Source organism: Pedobacter frigidisoli, assembly GCF_004331675.1.
Lineage (GTDB): Bacteria > Bacteroidota > Bacteroidia > Sphingobacteriales > Sphingobacteriaceae > Pedobacter > Pedobacter frigidisoli.
The window spans coordinates 16,408-33,104 of sequence record NZ_SJSN01000010.1; the positions used below are offsets into that span (position 1 = coordinate 16,408).

Annotated in this window: 12 protein-coding genes; 3 read left to right on the forward strand and 9 right to left on the reverse strand. The window is 38.3% G+C overall.

The window, feature by feature from the left end; genetic code table 11:
* Positions 1-54: 54 nt before the first annotated feature.
* Positions 55-2,136 (forward strand): S9 family peptidase, encoded by a 2,082-nt coding sequence (locus tag EZ449_RS13435; RefSeq protein WP_131559623.1) that lies wholly within the window; start codon positions 55-57, stop codon positions 2,134-2,136.
* A 217-nt stretch (positions 2,137-2,353) separates the two neighbouring features.
* On the opposite strand, the gene EZ449_RS13440 is transcribed toward EZ449_RS13435, so the two are convergent.
* Entirely contained in the window at positions 2,354-3,988 is a 1,635-nt protein-coding gene (locus EZ449_RS13440; protein WP_131559625.1) for an ABC transporter substrate-binding protein, read from the reverse strand.
* A gap of 46 nt (positions 3,989-4,034) precedes the next feature.
* Here EZ449_RS13440 and EZ449_RS13445 point away from each other — a divergent pair, with 46 nt between their 5' ends.
* The gene (locus EZ449_RS13445; RefSeq protein ID WP_131559628.1) at positions 4,035-4,487 is read left to right on the forward strand and encodes a substrate-binding domain-containing protein; all 453 of its coding nucleotides are present in this window, start codon (positions 4,035-4,037) and stop codon (positions 4,485-4,487) included.
* An 87-nt stretch (positions 4,488-4,574) separates the two neighbouring features.
* Positions 4,575-5,648: a DUF2891 domain-containing protein gene (locus EZ449_RS13450; RefSeq protein WP_131559630.1), complete on the forward strand. Its 1,074-nt coding sequence runs from the start codon at positions 4,575-4,577 to the stop codon at positions 5,646-5,648.
* 64 nt (positions 5,649-5,712) lie between these two features.
* On the opposite strand, the gene EZ449_RS13455 is transcribed toward EZ449_RS13450, so the two are convergent.
* The 8 genes from EZ449_RS13455 to EZ449_RS13490 all read right to left on the reverse strand — a co-directional run bounded on the left by EZ449_RS13455 (position 5,713) and on the right by EZ449_RS13490 (position 16,611).
* Positions 5,713-7,464: a HAMP domain-containing sensor histidine kinase gene (locus EZ449_RS13455; protein WP_131559632.1), complete on the reverse strand. Its 1,752-nt coding sequence runs from the start codon at positions 7,462-7,464 to the stop codon at positions 5,713-5,715.
* Between the two features lie 228 nt (positions 7,465-7,692).
* A complete protein-coding gene (locus EZ449_RS13460) occupies positions 7,693-8,814 on the reverse strand; it encodes a sensor protein KdpD (RefSeq protein WP_131559635.1) in 1,122 nt (373 codons plus the stop codon).
* A 91-nt stretch (positions 8,815-8,905) separates the two neighbouring features.
* A complete protein-coding gene (locus EZ449_RS13465) occupies positions 8,906-9,976 on the reverse strand; it encodes a porin (RefSeq protein WP_131559637.1) in 1,071 nt (356 codons plus the stop codon).
* Positions 9,977-10,208: 232 nt separating this feature from the next.
* Positions 10,209-10,769 carry a K(+)-transporting ATPase subunit C gene (locus EZ449_RS13470; protein WP_131559640.1) on the reverse strand — a complete coding sequence of 187 codons (561 nt, stop codon included), beginning with the start codon at positions 10,767-10,769 and terminating at the stop codon, positions 10,209-10,211.
* A 100-nt stretch (positions 10,770-10,869) separates the two neighbouring features.
* Positions 10,870-12,897, reverse strand: a complete 2,028-nt coding sequence (gene kdpB / locus EZ449_RS13475; protein WP_131559642.1) for a potassium-transporting ATPase subunit KdpB — start codon at positions 12,895-12,897, stop codon at positions 10,870-10,872.
* 124 nt (positions 12,898-13,021) lie between these two features.
* A complete protein-coding gene (gene kdpA / locus EZ449_RS13480; RefSeq protein ID WP_131559644.1) occupies positions 13,022-14,740 on the reverse strand; it encodes a potassium-transporting ATPase subunit KdpA in 1,719 nt (572 codons plus the stop codon).
* Between the two features lie 37 nt (positions 14,741-14,777).
* A complete protein-coding gene (locus tag EZ449_RS23500; RefSeq protein WP_082468366.1) occupies positions 14,778-14,855 on the reverse strand; it encodes a potassium-transporting ATPase subunit F in 78 nt (25 codons plus the stop codon).
* A 418-nt stretch (positions 14,856-15,273) separates the two neighbouring features.
* A complete protein-coding gene (locus EZ449_RS13490) occupies positions 15,274-16,611 on the reverse strand; it encodes a sigma-54-dependent transcriptional regulator (protein WP_131559646.1) in 1,338 nt (445 codons plus the stop codon).
* Between the last annotated feature and the right edge of the window lie 86 nt (positions 16,612-16,697).

The window sequence follows — 16,697 nt, forward strand, 5'->3', positions numbered from 1 at the left end:
CCTAATCATCTATTGGTTAGGACTTTTTTATAATTTATCTTCCAAACAATAACAATGAAAAAGCCCTTATTTATTTTGCTTTTCTTCTTTTACTCGGCCATTACATCTGCCCAGTCTTTTACACTGAAATCTGTCCTAAGTTATCCATTTCCCACGCAATTGGTTGCTTCGCCAATGGGTTCTAAAATTGCATGGGCAGCAAATGAGCAAGGAAAACGAAATATTTACATTGCCGAAGCCCCATATTTTAAGGAAGTAAAGCTTACTAATTATACCGAAGACGATGGACAGGAATTAACAAGTCTTTCTATTTCTGCAGATGGAAAATGGATTGTTTTTGTAAAGGGTGGAGATCATGGCGGTAGGGATGGTGGCCCTGTAAATGCAGGCTCTTCACCAATTGCCCCCAAAGTGCAAGTATTTTCAATTCCTTATACAGGTGGAAATATCAATACATTAGGCGAGGGAGATAATCCTACGATATCTCCAAATAATACTGAGGTTTTATTTGCAATTGCTGGCCAAGTAAAATCTGTTGCTATCGATGGTTCTTCGCCAGTTAAAAATCTTTTCTTTGCAAAAGGAATCACCTCGAGTTATAAGTGGTCGCCCGATGGTAAGCAAATCGCTTTTGTAAGTAACCGAACAGACCATTCATTTATTGGTATTTACACTGATCAAAAATCTCCCATTCAATGGTTAATGGCATCATTTTCTAAAGATAATTCACCCGTTTGGTCTCCAGATGGAAAGGAATTGGCATTTATTAGAACACCAGGAGTTGGTGGAGAAATAGATTCGGTTTTATCCAAAAAACATCAACCTTGGGCAATATGGAAAGTGGATGTAACAAGTGGAATGGGCAAGCAGATTTGGAAAGCACCCGAAACCATCCGCGGCTCTTATCCATCAATCGACGGCGGTGCAAACCTCAATTGGGGCGATGGAAAAATTATATTTAGCTCTTATGAAGACGGCTGGCCACATTTATATTCTATGAATACCGATGGATCAAAGAAAGTATTACTTACCCCAGGCAATTTCGCCGTAGAAAATGTAAGGCTAAGTAACGACAAAAAAACATTGGTATTCGCTGCCAATTCTGGCACTGATAGCGATGATCTCGATCGACGGCACATTTATAAAGTTGCTGTAAATAAGGCTAATATGCAAGCTTTAACTTCTGGAAAAGGGATTGAGGCTTATCCAATTATTTCTGGAGATAACAGTACATTCTATTGTTTGAGTTCTACTGCAGAAAGACCGCTTTTGCCAGCAGTTCTTGGGCCTAATAAAATCATTAAATTGATTGGTGAAGAGCTTATCCCCAATGATTTTCCGATTAAAGAAATGGTTATTCCTCAACATGTAAGCTTTATGGCAGCTGATGGAAATACAGTTTACGGTCAGTTATTTTCGCCAAAAAAAGCTCGACAAAACCACCCCGCAATAGTTTATGTTCATGGTGGACCACAAAGGCAGATGTTTTTGGGTTGGAACCCGATGGATTATTATTCTATTGATTATGCATTAAATCAATACTTGGTTAACTTAGGATTTACGGTTTTGTCCGTTAATTACCGTTTAGGTTTGGGCTATGGCTACGATTTTCACAAACCCTTAAATGCAGGCGCACAGGGTGCTTCAGAGTATCAGGATATTAAGGCCGCGGGAGAATGGTTGGCCAAACAGCCAAATATCGACGGCAAAAGAATCGGAATTTATGGCGGTTCTTACGGTGGTTACTTAACCGCACTTGCATTAGGTAGAAATTCGAAATTATTTGCTGCGGGAGTAGATATTCATGGCGTAAACAATCGATTCAGCAATAATGCAAGCGAAGGAAAGGCTCCTGCACCAGATGCAGAATTGGCTGCAAAAATTGCTGCAGACTCATCACCTATTACCTACATCAACACCTGGACTTCGCCTACGCTGATTATCCATGCAGATGATGATCGAAATGTGGCTTTTAGCCAAAGTGTAGATCTAGTTAAACGTTTTGAGGATAAGAAATTTGAGTTTGAGTTTTTGGCAATTCCCGATGATACACACCATTGGATGAAATTCTCCAATGGCTTAAACGTGAGTGAAGCAACAGCAGAATTTTTGAACCGCAAGTTAAATGGGAAATAAAGGCTACTGTTGATTTTTTGCAAAGCAAGGACAGTGCTAATTTTAAGATTTGTTCTTTCTTTCCGCTGTATCCCCGAAGAAAAATCGGGGGATGCCGCTGCAATAAGGTTTAGCAACCTAATTCCGGCAAATAACTCAGACTAAAACAAATCATATATCCCCCCAATAGACAAAGCAAACTTATGTGTTCTTTTATTCCTTTTGTGGTCAATTTAAACTAGTTTTTCTTTATTTTTTTAAGTGTCATTAAACTCAGCGGATTAAAAGCATAGCCACTAATGTTATTTTGGAGCATCACCACCGATTGATCATAAAACAACGGAACAACCGGAGAGTAATCCATTACCATTTGGTCCATTTTACGGTAAAGCTCAAATCGTTTTTCGTTATCGGGTTCATAATAGCTTTGCTCAAACAATTGATCAAATTCCTTATTGTAAAAGGCAGTATAATTTGGTCCGTATGGAACCTTGTTTTTGGTATAGAACATGGAAAGAAAATTCTCTCCATCAGCGTAATCAGCTAGCCACGATCCACGAAAGAAATTCACATTGTTCTTCGACATTAAATCCCGTAAACTCGAACTCGGACTAACGTCAATTTTGGTTTTAATTCCAACCGCAGTAAGTTCACCCTGGATAAACTCAATCAAATCCTTGTAAGTTGTGGTGGTATTTAGTGTTATTTCAGGTAAATCCTTTCCCTCCGGAAATCCCGCTTCGGCCAGTAATTTAGCTGCTTTGGTAGGGTTATAAGCATATCCATGAACGGCTAAGCTATCAAAGCCGGGCATTCCTTTAGGTATAAACCCCGATGTAGCCGCTATGCCGATACCGTTTCTTAAATATTTAATCAGCTTATCCCTATCAATAGAATAGTTGATGGCCTGCCTAATTTTTTTAATTCTCAAAGGCGAATTCTTTACAATGGCTAAGCTACTATCCACCAAAATCCCAACATATTCTGTACATAAATACGGGCTTTTTGTCAAGGTAAATTTCCCTTTATACTTCGAACTCATCTTGCCGCTTTTAGTCAAGATATCATCGCGGTAACTGCCATCAACATTATAGTAAAAGTCGAGATCCTTTTTTAAGAAACTCATAAATCCACTTTGTTTATCGGTGATGAAAGTTGCCTTAACAGCATCCAAGTAAGGAAGCTGAATGCCTTTTTCATCTTTTTCAAAATAACGATCATTTTTTAGCAACACCAAAATCTCGCCCTCTTTCCAATATTTAAACTGGAATGGCCCTGTCCCAACTGGGTGACTTCTAAAATCCTTGCCATAATGCTCCACCACTTCTTTGGGTACAACAGAGCAATATTGTGTGGTAAGCAAACTCATAAAAGGCGGGAAAGGTCGAACGAGTTTGATTTGGAAAGTAGAATCATTTATCGCTATAAAATTCTCTTGATCTTTTACCTTATCACTAAAAATCCATCCACCAGAAGAGGCAACTTTTGGATCGATTAAGCGATAAAAACTATAAGCAAAATCACTGGCTACAACTTTCCTACCCTTACCATTCTTAAATATAGGATCATCGTGAAAATAAACATCACTTCGAAGATTGAACGTGTAGGTAAGTGCATCATCAGAAACCTGCCAAGTTTTTGCAATACAAGGAATGGTTTGCAGCGAAGAATCAATTTGTACCAAGCCATTGAAAATCTGGTTGGTCATCCAAATGGCATTTTGGTTTCGGGCAAAAGCAGGATCGATAGAGGTTAAACCTTGATCGAGGTTGATATTAAAAACCTTTTTGTTCTTATTATCGGCACTTTCCTTGCAAGAGAAGATTAGGGCACAGCAAAAAATCCAAAATATATATTTAAATGAGCCTCGCATGAGTTAAGGAATGTTATTTTTGCACAAATTAATAAATTTAATGCAAATGTCTTTTTTAAACGATTTATTTATTGGCCTCGATGCCGCTAAACAGGAAGAATTACAAGAACGTTTAGATTTAGTAGAACACAAAATTAAGTTTATGGATAAAATGCCAGTAGCTTGTTTGGATACTAACAATAATCCAAGTTATTTTCTTTCAGAAGAAATTGCTTTAGCAGGCGGTAGGTTAGAAACCGACGTTTTAGGTGCAGCATTTATCATTTATTATGAACCAGAAAAAACCTTGACAGATTTAATGAGGGAAGTTCCAGCTGTTTTAAGTGCAGACTGGCAAGCGGTAAAAAATAATCGAATTATCTTATTGAATGATGATATAACCCGAGAGCGATCGGCAGAAAGTGCAGTTGCCCTCATTGAGGATGTTGCGGAAATGCTACATCCTGGTTCATTTATTTTTGGCCACGAGGGTGATAAATGGATTAGATTTGGAGTATAAAAAAAAATGGATGATGGACAATCGTTCCTGAAAACATTCATCAGTTCTAGGTTGATCAGTATCATAAATTCTCAAATTCATTTAACCATGAAAAAAATCTTTGCTGTAAGCGTTCTTGTCCTATCATTTCTTATTTCAAATGCCCAGGTTGTACCAACATTAACAGCTGATGTTGCTGAAAAACTTTCCAAAATGCCTTTAGGTTGTATAGGTCAGGAGTTCCCAAACAAAACCTCGCATGTGGTAAATACTGCCGTTGATGGTCGATTGTTGCCCAGCGAATTGCATCCTGCTTTTTTTGGTTGTTTAGATTGGCACAGCTCGGTTCATGGCCATTGGATGCTTTTAAGGTTGTTGAAAACTGTTCCAGATCTTAAAAATAAGGCAGAAATTATTGCTCAATTGAATAAAACCCTTATGCCAGAAAATATGAGGGCAGAGGCGGAATATTTCACAAAATATCAGGTAGCCAATACTTATGAACGCACTTACGGTTGGGCCTGGTTGTTAAAATTAGATCAAGAACTTTACACTTGGGATAATCCTGATGCTAAAAAGTGGTATGCTGCCATGCAACCCCTGACACAGCAGATCCTAAAGCTTTGGAAAGCCTATTTGCCGAAACAAACTTACCCGAATAGAACTGGTGTACATCCAAATACTGCATTTGGGTTAGTTTTTGCATTAGATTGGGCAAGAACTTTCAAAGATGTTGCTTTCGAGAATCAAATTGACGATAAGGCGAAGGAATTTTATTTAAGCAATACCCAGACGCCAGCTTATTTAGAGCCCGATGGATCAGATTTCTTTTCTCCTAGCTTAGAAATAGCAGATTTAATGCGAAGGGTTTTGCCCAATAAAACCTTTGTGAATTGGCTAAATAAATTTTACGAAAAGAGAAGTATAGATCGGATTAGTGATTTGCCAATCATCAGCGATATTAATGATTATCAAGGTGTTCACCTTGTTGGTTTATCATTTACAAGAGCTTGGTGTATGAAAGGAATAGCAAACGAATTGCCTGCTGGCCATAAGTGGAAGAAACATTTTGAAATAACCGCAGATAAATTTTTATCGAATGCATTGCCTTTGGTGTTTGCAGGTAATTACGGTGGAGATCATTGGTTAGCCTCTTTTGCAGTTTATGCATTAGAAAAATAATCGATAGAAAAACAAGGTCGTGGTGAAAAGCTACGACTTTATTTTTACTTTAGTTTCCTGAGTTTTAATCCACAACTGGTAGCGTAAAGCAGAATTTACTGCCTTCGCCAATGGCGCTTTCTACCCAGATTTTCCCGTCTTCAGCTTCGATAAAATCTTTAGAAATCGCTAGCCCCAAACCAGAGCCTGATTTATTTTGGCCATCGGTAGGAACCTGAAAATACCTGTCGAACAAACGTTTCTGATATTTTTCATCGATACCCTTTCCGTAATCCTGAACAGAAAACTGAATGAATTTATCCTTTTGAAAAACATCGATTACCACTTTCGATTTTTCGGAGCTATAACGCAAAGCATTCGATAAAAAGTTAACTAAAACCCAGGCGGTTTTCTGAATATCAGCGTTCACTTTCGGTAAGTTAGGGTCGCAGTTTAATTCCAGTTTAATTGATTTCTGTTCGGACTGAAACTTAACGGCATCAATAGCGTATTGAACAATTTCTTCGGGTTTTGTTAACGCAAAGGTGAGTTTTAAATTTCCGGTTTCTACCTGAGATAAATCCAATAGTTCGCTTGTGATTTTCAGCAAACGGTCGCTATCTTCTTTAATGTGCGTTAAAAGCTGGCTTTGCTCTTCATTCATGGCGCCTACACGTGCATCATTTAGCAACTTTAAACTCATTTTTATTGAGGAAAGCGGGGTTTTAAGTTCATGCGAAACGGTGGCGATGAAGTTCGTTTTTGCTTCATCCAGTTCTTTAAATTGGGTAATGTTTTTTAAGACATAAACACTTCCTGCAGATTTTGAAGAGGTTATTAATGCCTCTTCTGTGGGTTCTTCATAATTAGGGATTACGATTTCTCGATGCTCTAAAAGGAAGTAAGACTCCTTATCATCAGCATAAATTTTTAGGGTTTTATCTTCGGTTTCAGGCTTGATAATTCGTTTTAATAGTTCATTCTTTTTAATCAGTTCGGCAACATTCTGACCGATGATTTTCTCCTCGTCCAAGCTCATCAGCTTTGCTGCTAAATGGTTTAAAAACAAAACTTCGCCTTTTTCATTTAACCCGATGATGGCATCCTGCATTTGTGCGATAATGGCTTCGATACGCGATTTTTCAGATTTGATTTTCGATAGATTACTATTTTCCCATTCGTTCAATTTAACCACCATGCCGTTAAAGGCATCTGCCAGTTCGGTAAATTCATCATCGTTTTCGAAGTTTAAACGCTGCTTGTAATTCTTCCGACTGATGCCCCGAATTGCTGCACTAAATTCTGCCAAAGGATTGGCTACAAAGCCAGGGAAATTAACAATGAAAGTAAACAGAATGATAAAGCTCAAAGTTGCAGCAATCATGATATACAAATTTGCCCTGCTTGATGCTTGTGTAGCAAGCTCGTTTTTATCATAAATGGCTTTCATATTTAAGCCCTCGATGTTTCGCAAAGCCAAATGCAAATCTCTAATAACCTGTATATTTACATTGTTTGAGGCTGTGTTTTTCAACTTTAAATAAGCTGATTTAAGTTTTTCTACCTCCAGCTTTTCTCCCGGCTCGGTAATGTTGTTGGCCTCATTTTTTATGTTGAGTTCAAATATTTCTTCGTTTTGGGCAGAGAATGGAAATTCATCTTCATTTAATATATTACGCATCTGAGCAACATATTTTAAAGATTTGTAATTGTCTTTCAGGATTACTTTCGATTTATCAGATAGTTCATTCAAAAAGAATAAGGCAATCAATCCAAAGGATAAAACGATGATGAAGAGAAACCCGAATCCGAGGCGAAGCTTGGTTTTTATTTTCATGATGATGATGTTTTATTAACCGCAAAGAATGCGAAGTTTTTCGCAAAGGCACGCAAAGCCAGGCGATATAATATATGCACCTTGCGCCATTTTTTGTACTTCACGGTTAAATTCATACTGTAGTTTTTTCTTTTTTTTGCAAAGGATATGGAGTCTTTCGGAAGGCAAAATTAGGCATTGTACTTTGCGTTCTTTGCGCCTTATCTTTGTGTACTTTGCGGTTAAACTTTAAGACAGTATAACCAAATCAATTTCTTTTGCGGCTAAATTACGCAACAGTTGATTAAAAATTGCCGTTCGCATAATTACTTGAAAAATATTTAAATGGGGCTTACCGATGCAAATGGTGGTGATTTCTTTTTCTGTTGCCATGTTGATAATGCTTTGTGTAACCTGATTGCTTTTAATTTTAATCACTTCTGCGCCTAATTCAGTTGCCAGCTTAAAATGATTGATTAAATGTCGCTGTTTATCGAGCTTAATTTTATCTAAACTTTCTGCATCGCTTTGCACATAAAGTACAATCCACGGCGAGTGATAATAAGAGGCCAGCCTTGCTGTTTTCCGAATCACAACGCCAGCTGTTTCGGCGTTAGAAGAGATGCATGCAAGAAATCTTTCCGGTCTAAGCTTTATTGATTTTGGAATTTCCGTTTGGATTTTCCGCTCCACCTGATGAACCACTTCTTTCAGTGCCAGTTCTCGTAATTGCAAAATTTTATCCGATTGGAAGAAGTTTTCTAAAGCCCTTTCGATTTTACTTTTATCGTAAATTTTTCCCTCTTTCAATCGGGTAACCAATTCATCAGCGGTTAAATCGATGTTGACGATTTCATCTGCAAGCTCTAATATTTTGTCTGGGATTCTTTCCGTTACTTTAATGCCTGTGATGTGTTCAATTTCTTCATTGATACTTTCCAGATGCTGAATATTTACCGCGGATATTACACTAATTCCTGCCTCCAATAAATCGAAAACATCTTGCCAACGTTTGCCGTTTTTACTTCCCTCTGCGTTGGTATGAGCCAGTTCATCAACCACAACAATTTCAGGATGACGGTTCAAAATTCCCTGCAAATCCATTTCATCGATTTCCTTACCGCGATAGAAAATATTTTTTCTTGGGATTAAAGGTAAACCTGCAACCAAAGCTTCGGTTTCGGCTCGTTTGTGGGTTTCTACGTATCCGATACAAACATCAATGCCGTTGCGCAAAAGTGCATGAGATTCTTGCAACATTCGATAGGTTTTACCCACACCGGCGCTCATCCCAATATAAATTTTGAGCTTGCCTCTCCTCGATTTTTGAATGAGTTCGAGGAACTGTTTAACCGAATCGTCTTTTATCATTTATGTAAAATGTAAAGGTGTAAGATGGAAGATGTAGTTTGGACGATGGAACTTCTCTCTTCATCCATTTTACATCTTCCCTCTTCCATCCCTAAAATGCTACCGCAATACTTGCTGTTAAAGTTGTATTCGCATTGACTGAATTACTTTCTCTAGTAAAAATTTTATCCTTGCTATCAAAAGTTTTACCCTCCAAACGAATTACTGCATTTGGAATTGGCGAATAATCTACGTTTAATGAGTAACCTTTTGTTTTGAAACCATTTGGTGTTCCTGTTGATATAAAAATACCATTTTTGTCTTCGTAATATTCAAATCTTGCGGCTACAGCCCATTTATCCGCAAATTTATATTGTGCAATAGCAACTGGAGAGATGACTTCATTTTTATCGTTGCTTCCTTTGGTTTTTTGTTGTGTACCGTAATCGAAACCAAGAGTTAGACCAAATTTATCGGTAACTTGAAAGATACCATAAATATTATGATAGAAACGATTTGCACGAACTGAATCAGCGCCCTCGGTTCCTAAGTAATTGCTGTAGTTTACCGTGATTTTAGGTGTTGGTTTCCAAGTCAATTGTAACCCTCCGGCTGGTTTATCATTTCCATTCTGACGGGTAATTCTTTGCCATCCGTTAAGGTAGAGTAGGGCTGCGGTTAATTTTCCATCTTTTGTCCCGTAAGTGATTTTCGCTCCGGATTCGTAATAAGGTGTATTTTCTGAAGAAATATTTCTGGTTAAAACCCAGCAATCTTTAGAAACAGCACCCTCAAAACCAATATGCGAGGAGAAAATCCCGGCATCAATCCATAAGTTTTCTGATTTTGAAAGTTTAACACCTGCATTGGCTTCGAAAATATTTTTGAGCACACCGGGTTCTGCCGCTAAGTTGGCATTGGAATACGTACCGGCCATTACTGCAATGTTCGCTCTGATTGAGCCGCTATCGTAAGCAGCCTTAATAAAACCTAAATTCAGGTTTACCTCATTGGCTCTGTTATGTGAATAGATAAAACCCGGTCTGTTATGGTCGGCAGGTTTATTAAAATCGTAACCGTAGTAAGTTTCCAAATAACCGGAGAATTTTACTTTGGGTTCGTCTTGTGCGTACGCCGTTATTGTTGCTGTTAATGTTGTTATAAGGGTGATTAGTTTTTTCATGATGTGATTATTTATTATTAGGATGACAAAATTTACCACCCCCTGCCCCTCCTAAAATAGGAGGGGAGTTGTAAGTGCTGAGGGAAATTTTCAGCATTAATTATTGTTTTAGGGTTTAAACCCATCTACTTAAAATATTGCCACAAATTTTAACCGGCAATGTCCAACTCCCCTCCTTAGTTTCAAGGAGGGGTAAGGGGTGGTTTTTTAATGTGCGCATGGTGTGATTTATCTACAAATTATCCAATGCCAAGTTCAGTTTCAGAACATTTACTGATGATGGACCAAACAAGCCCATTAATGGTTTTAGCGTATTCACTGCCACCAGTTCTTTAACTTTCTCTTCGCTGATATTTCTGGTTTTAGCAACCCTGGCAATTTGAATCGCTGCGCCTTGCTCTGAGATGTTCGGGTCTAAACCACTACCCGATGCGGTAACCATGTCTGCAGGGATATCTGATTTCTTTAAGGCTGGATTGTATTTTAAAAGCGTATCAATTCTCGATTGAACTTCTTTTAAATAATCAGGATTTGACGGGCCTTTGTTTGAACCTGCAGAACCTGCGGCATTGTAACCAACGGCTGATGGTCTTCCCCAAAAATATTCCGGTTTGGTAAACGACTGACCTAATAATGAATACCCAACTGTTTTGCCGTTTTTCGCGATTTTTTCTCCGCCGCCATTCCCTTTGGAAAGTTTGCCTGCCAATGCAATGCTGATGGGGTAAATGATGCATAACAATACGATTAAAACTAAGGTTAAGCGTATCGATTGTATGATGTATTTTTTCATGATTTTATGTGATTAAACAGATTTTAAATGATTATGAAGATTTAGCTTTGACAACTTTAAGTGCAAATTGCACAGAAAAGTTGTCAAAGCTTTTGATGTTTTAAACAAATAATCCAACGACTAAATCAATTAATTTGATGCCGATAAACGGAGCGACAACACCTCCAATGCCATAAATAAATAAGTTTCTGCGAAGCAAAGCTGTAGCTCCGATTGGTTTATAAGCCACACCTTTTAATGCCAGTGGAATTAAAATCGGAATGATAATCGCATTGAAAATAACTGCCGACATAATCGCACTTTCAGGTGTATGCAGACCCATAATATTTAAGCTTTGTAGCGCAGGAATTGATGCAATAAATAATGCGGGAACAATGGCAAAGTATTTAGCAACATCATTGGCGATAGAGAAAGTAGTTAGCGTTCCACGGGTAATTAACAACTGTTTACCAATTTCAACAATCTCAATTAATTTAGTAGGGTCGTTATCCAAATCCACCATGTTACCGGCCTCTTTTGCAGCCTGGGTTCCGCTGTTCATCGCTACACCAACATCCGCTTGCGCAAGTGCGGGTGCATCATTTGTACCATCGCCCATCATTGCGACAAGTTTGCCTAAGGCTTGCTCATCTTTAATGTAATTCATTTTATCTTCAGGTTTTGCCTCTGCGATAAAATCATCTACACCTGCTTTTTCGGCAATGTATTTGGCTGTTAAAGGATTATCTCCCGTTACCATTACGGTTTTAACACCCATTTTACGCAAGCGCTCAAAACGTTCGCTGATGCCGGGTTTAATAATATCCTGCAACTCAATTACACCTAAAGCTTTTTCATTTTCTGAAACTACTAAAGGTGTTCCGCCGTTAGTAGCAATGCTTTTTACGTGGTCTTCAATATCAGATGGAAAAATATTTCCCGCTTTTTCAACTATATTCCTGATGGAATCAAAAGCACCTTTTCTAATTCGTCTTCCGTCGGCTGTATCCAATCCGCTTGAGCGGGTTTCGGCCGTAAATTTGATGAATGCAGAACCTTGAGGTGTTCCTGGATTTTTAAATCCCTGCTCATTTGCCAATTCAATAATCGATTTTCCCTCAGGGGTTTCATCAGCTAAAGAACTCAATACACAAGCATCGGTAAAATCTTTAATTACCACGCCTGCAGTAGGGTAGAAGTTCGTTGCTTTACGGTTCCCGATGGTTATCGTTCCGGTTTTATCCAAAAGCAAAACGTCTATATCGCCGGCCGTTTCTACTGCTTTACCGGATTTGGTAATAACGTTTGCTCTTAAAGCCCTATCCATTCCGGCGATGCCGATGGCTGATAATAAACCGCCGATGGTTGTTGGAATTAAACACACAAACAGCGAGATTAAAGCCGCAATCGTAATTGGCGTGTTAGCATAATCAGCAAAAGGTTTCAACGTTACACACACGATGATGAATACCAAAGTGAAACTTGCCAATAAAATAGTTAAGGCGATTTCGTTGGGTGTTTTCTGACGAGATGCACCCTCTACCAAAGCAATCATTTTATCTAAAAAGCTTTCGCCGGGTGCGGTACTTACCTGAACTTTTATCTCATCAGACAGTACTTTTGTTCCACCTGTAACTGAAGATTTATCACCTCCCGATTCTCGGATTACCGGAGCAGATTCTCCTGTAATGGCCGATTCATCGATGGTTGCTATACCCTCAATAATTTCTCCGTCAGTTGGAATGGTATCGCCGGTTTCACAAACAAAAACATCGCCTTTTTTCAATTGATTAGAAGAACGGATTTCAATCGTTCCGTTCGCTAAAAGCACTTTTGCAGGTGTTTCTTCACGGGTTTTACGTAAGCTGTCGGCTTGTGCTTTTCCTCTTGCCTCGGCAATGGCTTCCGCAAAATTGGCAAACAGAACGGTTAGCAAAAGCACGAGGAAGATGAAAAAGTTATATAATGGCGAACCTTGTCCGCTATGGCTGAAAGAATAAACCGTAACGTAAGCCATTACGAGTGTTCCAACTTCAACGGTAAACATAACGGGGTTGCGAACCATTACCCGTGGGTCGAGTTTGATGAAAGATTGTTTCAATGCAGTTTGCACTAAAGCAGGTTCGAACAATTTATTATTGGGTTTCATTTTTATTTTAATTAAGTGATTTCACAGATTAAAATGATTTCACAGATTTTTAATTATGTAAGATGTTTGATGTAATATGGATGATGTCTGGTGCATTACCTTTTTCCATCTTCCATTTTACGTTTTACCTCAACTGTGTAAAGTATTCTGCCAACGGACCTAAGGCCAGCGCAGGGAAATATGAAAGGGCATTCAGTACCAAAATCACAGCAAAAGTCATTAAGGCGAATGTTTTGGTGTCTGTTTTTAAGGTTCCTGCAGATTCAGGGATGAATTTTTTGGCGCCTAACAAACCTGCAATTGCAACAGGACCGATAATCGGTAAGAAACGACCAAGGAAAATAATTACACCTGTAAGTACATTCCAGAAAACATTGTTATCGCCCAAGCCCTCAAAACCCGAACCGTTATTCGCATTTGAAGAGGTGACTTCGTAAAGCATTTCGGAGAAGCCGTGGAAACCGGGATTGTTTAACCATGCTTTAGGTTGAACGGCCCAAGCTGCATCGCCATGATTGGTAAAAACATAACTCGAAATTGCCGTTCCTGCCAATATTAAAAAGGGGCTTAACAAAGTAATAATTGCCGCAATTTTAATTTCTCTGGCTTCAACCTTGTGACCTAAAAATTCAGGCGTTCTGCCCACCATTAAGCCTGAAATAAATACAGCAATAATCAGGTAGATGAAGTAGTTCAGCAAACCAACTCCGCAACCACCGTAAAAACCGTTTATCATCATGGCTAATAATTGCCATAAACCGGTAAGTGGCATCGTGCTGTCATGCATTCCGTTAACGGATCCTGTAGAAATTACAGTAGTTAAGGTACTCCAATATGCAGTCGCTGCCGGTCCGAAGCGAACTTCTTTACCCTCCATAGCGCCTGTGGCTTGTGAGATGCCCATTTTAGCCAAGGCAGGGTTTCCACCTAGTTCCGAACTTAAAGTCGGAATCATCAGCATAAATAAACCAATGGTCATTACGCCGAAAATTGTCCATGCTAATTTTTTCCTGCGGATGAAATAACCAAAGGCAATTATCATGGCAATAGGTATAATTACCTGTGCAATCATCTCCACCATATTGGTTAAATAGCTTGGGTTTTCGAATGGATGGGCAGAATTCGCTCCAAAATAACCACCACCATTTGTTCCCAAATGTTTTATGGCTATCAGTTGTGCAGCAGGTCCGCGGGAAACATTTACTGTGTCCCCTTGAACGGATACGAATTGGTCTTTTCCATCGTAACTGGCCGGTGTGCCGTTAAAAGTTAAAATTAACGCCATTACGATTGATAAAGGCAACAATAAACGGGTAATTGCTCTTACAAAGAATTCCCAAAAATTTCCCAATTGGGTAGTGGTTTTATCTCTGAAAGCTTTGAATAATACAACTGCTGCGGCAATTCCGGTGGCAGCACTTACAAACTGAAGAAACATCAATACGAATTGCTGCGTTAAATAACTTACGCCGCTCTCGCCCGAATAATGTTGCAGGTTACAGTTTGCCACAAAGCTGATAATCGTATTGAAAGCCAAATCAGGTGTCATGCCCGGGTTTCCATCAGGATTAAAAGGCAGTTTATCCTGAAATATCAACACGAAAAAGCCGTAAACTAACCACAAAATATTGATGGTTAGCAAAGCTTTTAACTGCTGTTTCCAGTTCATTTGTTCTTTGATGTTGATGCCCGAAAGTTTATAAATTCCGTTTTCGAGCGGTTTTAAAAAGTCTGTCCAAACTTTTTCTCCTGCAAAAACCTTAGCCAAATACTTACCCAAAGGGATAGCTATAACTAAGGTGAGCAGGAATGTGGCGATGATGCCAATTAATTCAGTGTTCATTTTTTTGTTTTTTAAATTCCCCTTTAGGGGTTAGGGGCTAAAATTTTTCGGGTTTAATCAACACGTAAATCATATAGATAAATACGGCGATTGCGATGATGAATAGTGCTAACATGGCTTTAGATTTTTTCGAACCAATCGATTGATTTGTAAGTTGCCCAGCAGAGCAAAAGGATAATTAGAAATAGGATAATTGTCATAACTTATTGATTTATGAAATGCCTATTGCCAACTCTTGTGCCGAGTGGAATGAAATTTTTGTAAGTTGTTGATATGTAGATATTTGATTTTATTTATGTATAAAATCAAAAGTTTGGGCATAAAAAAAACCTTTCCATTTTGGAAAGGTTTTTATCGTTTTGGAATGACTAAACAGATAATAGATCACTAAGATTTATGATTGGTTTACTACCATTCGGCTCAATAGGGTATAAAATACAGCTCAAATTGATTTGAATTTGAGCTGTATTTTTCTGTAAAATAAGCTGAATTTTGTTTTTATTTTATTATTGGCTCAAAATGAGTTTTTGATTTCACGCCTCGCCAATTCCATACTCTTCAATTTTTCGATAAAGCGTAGTCAATCCAATTCCTAACAACCTAGAAGTTTCCGCTTTGTTACCTTTGGTATGAAGTAGCACTTTTTGGATATGTTGTTTTTCTACTTGCTGAAGATTGAAATTATTCTCCAGAGGAGCAAATTCGAAAAATTCTTGTGGTAAAGCGGAAACGTTTAAGTGGTCACCGTCGGACAGAATGACCAGTCGCTCGATCACGTTTTTCAATTCCCTAATATTTCCTTTCCAGTTATATTTTTGAAAAATACTTAAAATCTTCTCGTCTAGTTTAAGATCGGTATGATTTACTTTTATTGAAAATTCATTCAAGTAATGTTCTGCCAAAGCCGGAATATCCTGTTTTCTGTCTCGCAGGGGCGGAAGAGTAATCGTAAAAACGGAAAGGCGATAGTAAAGATCCGATCGAAATCTTCCCGAGGCAGCATCAGCCTTTAAATCTTTGTTGGTAGCAGCGATAATCCGAACATTAACCTGTTGCGTTAGGGTATCGCCCACTTTAATAAAACTTTGGTTTTCTAACACCCGAAGTAATTTAGCCTGCAAATCAAGGTTCATTTCTCCAATCTCATCTAAAAAAAGCGTTCCGCCATTGGCTTCTTCCAGCAAACCTTTTTTGTCTTTATTGGCACCAGTAAAAGCTCCAGCTTTATACCCAAAAAGCTCACTTTCCAATAATTCAGGGCTAAAACCACTGCAATTTAAGGCTACAAAAGGCTTGGCAGATCTCGGACTTTCATAATGAATCGACTGGGCAAAAACCTCTTTCCCAGTTCCAGTTTCGCCTAAAAGTAAAACAGTGGTGTCAGTTTTGCTCACTCTTTTTGCCAAATCAATGGCTTCTTTTAAAGCTTTAGATTGGCCAATTATTGTAGAAAAATGATGCTTTTTACCCACCTTATCCTCAAGTTCAAAAATTCTGTATTGAATATTTGCCTTATCCATCGCCCGATATAGCAAGGGAATAATTTTGTCGTTATCATCACCTTTAACTAAATAATCAAATGCACCATTTTTAATGGCCAAAACACCATCTGCAATGGTTCCATATGCGGTTAAGTTAATTACCTCAACAAAGGGTTTAAGCAGTTTAATATCTTTTACCATTGCTACACCGTTCACATCAGGCAGTTTAACATCGCTAATTACGATACTCACGTCATTGTTTTTCAATAGCTTCAATCCCTCTTTGCCAGTATTTGCCTGTAAGGTTTTAAATCCCTCTAGTTCAATAATTCTGGAAAGCAAGCTGCAGATTTTTTTTTCATCATCAATGATGAGGACGATCCCGTTCATAGGTGTAATTTATGGTGCAATATTAGATATTTGAAATTGATATTTCCTTTGATGATCAAATTTGTTTTCAGAGAAAATGCAACTGT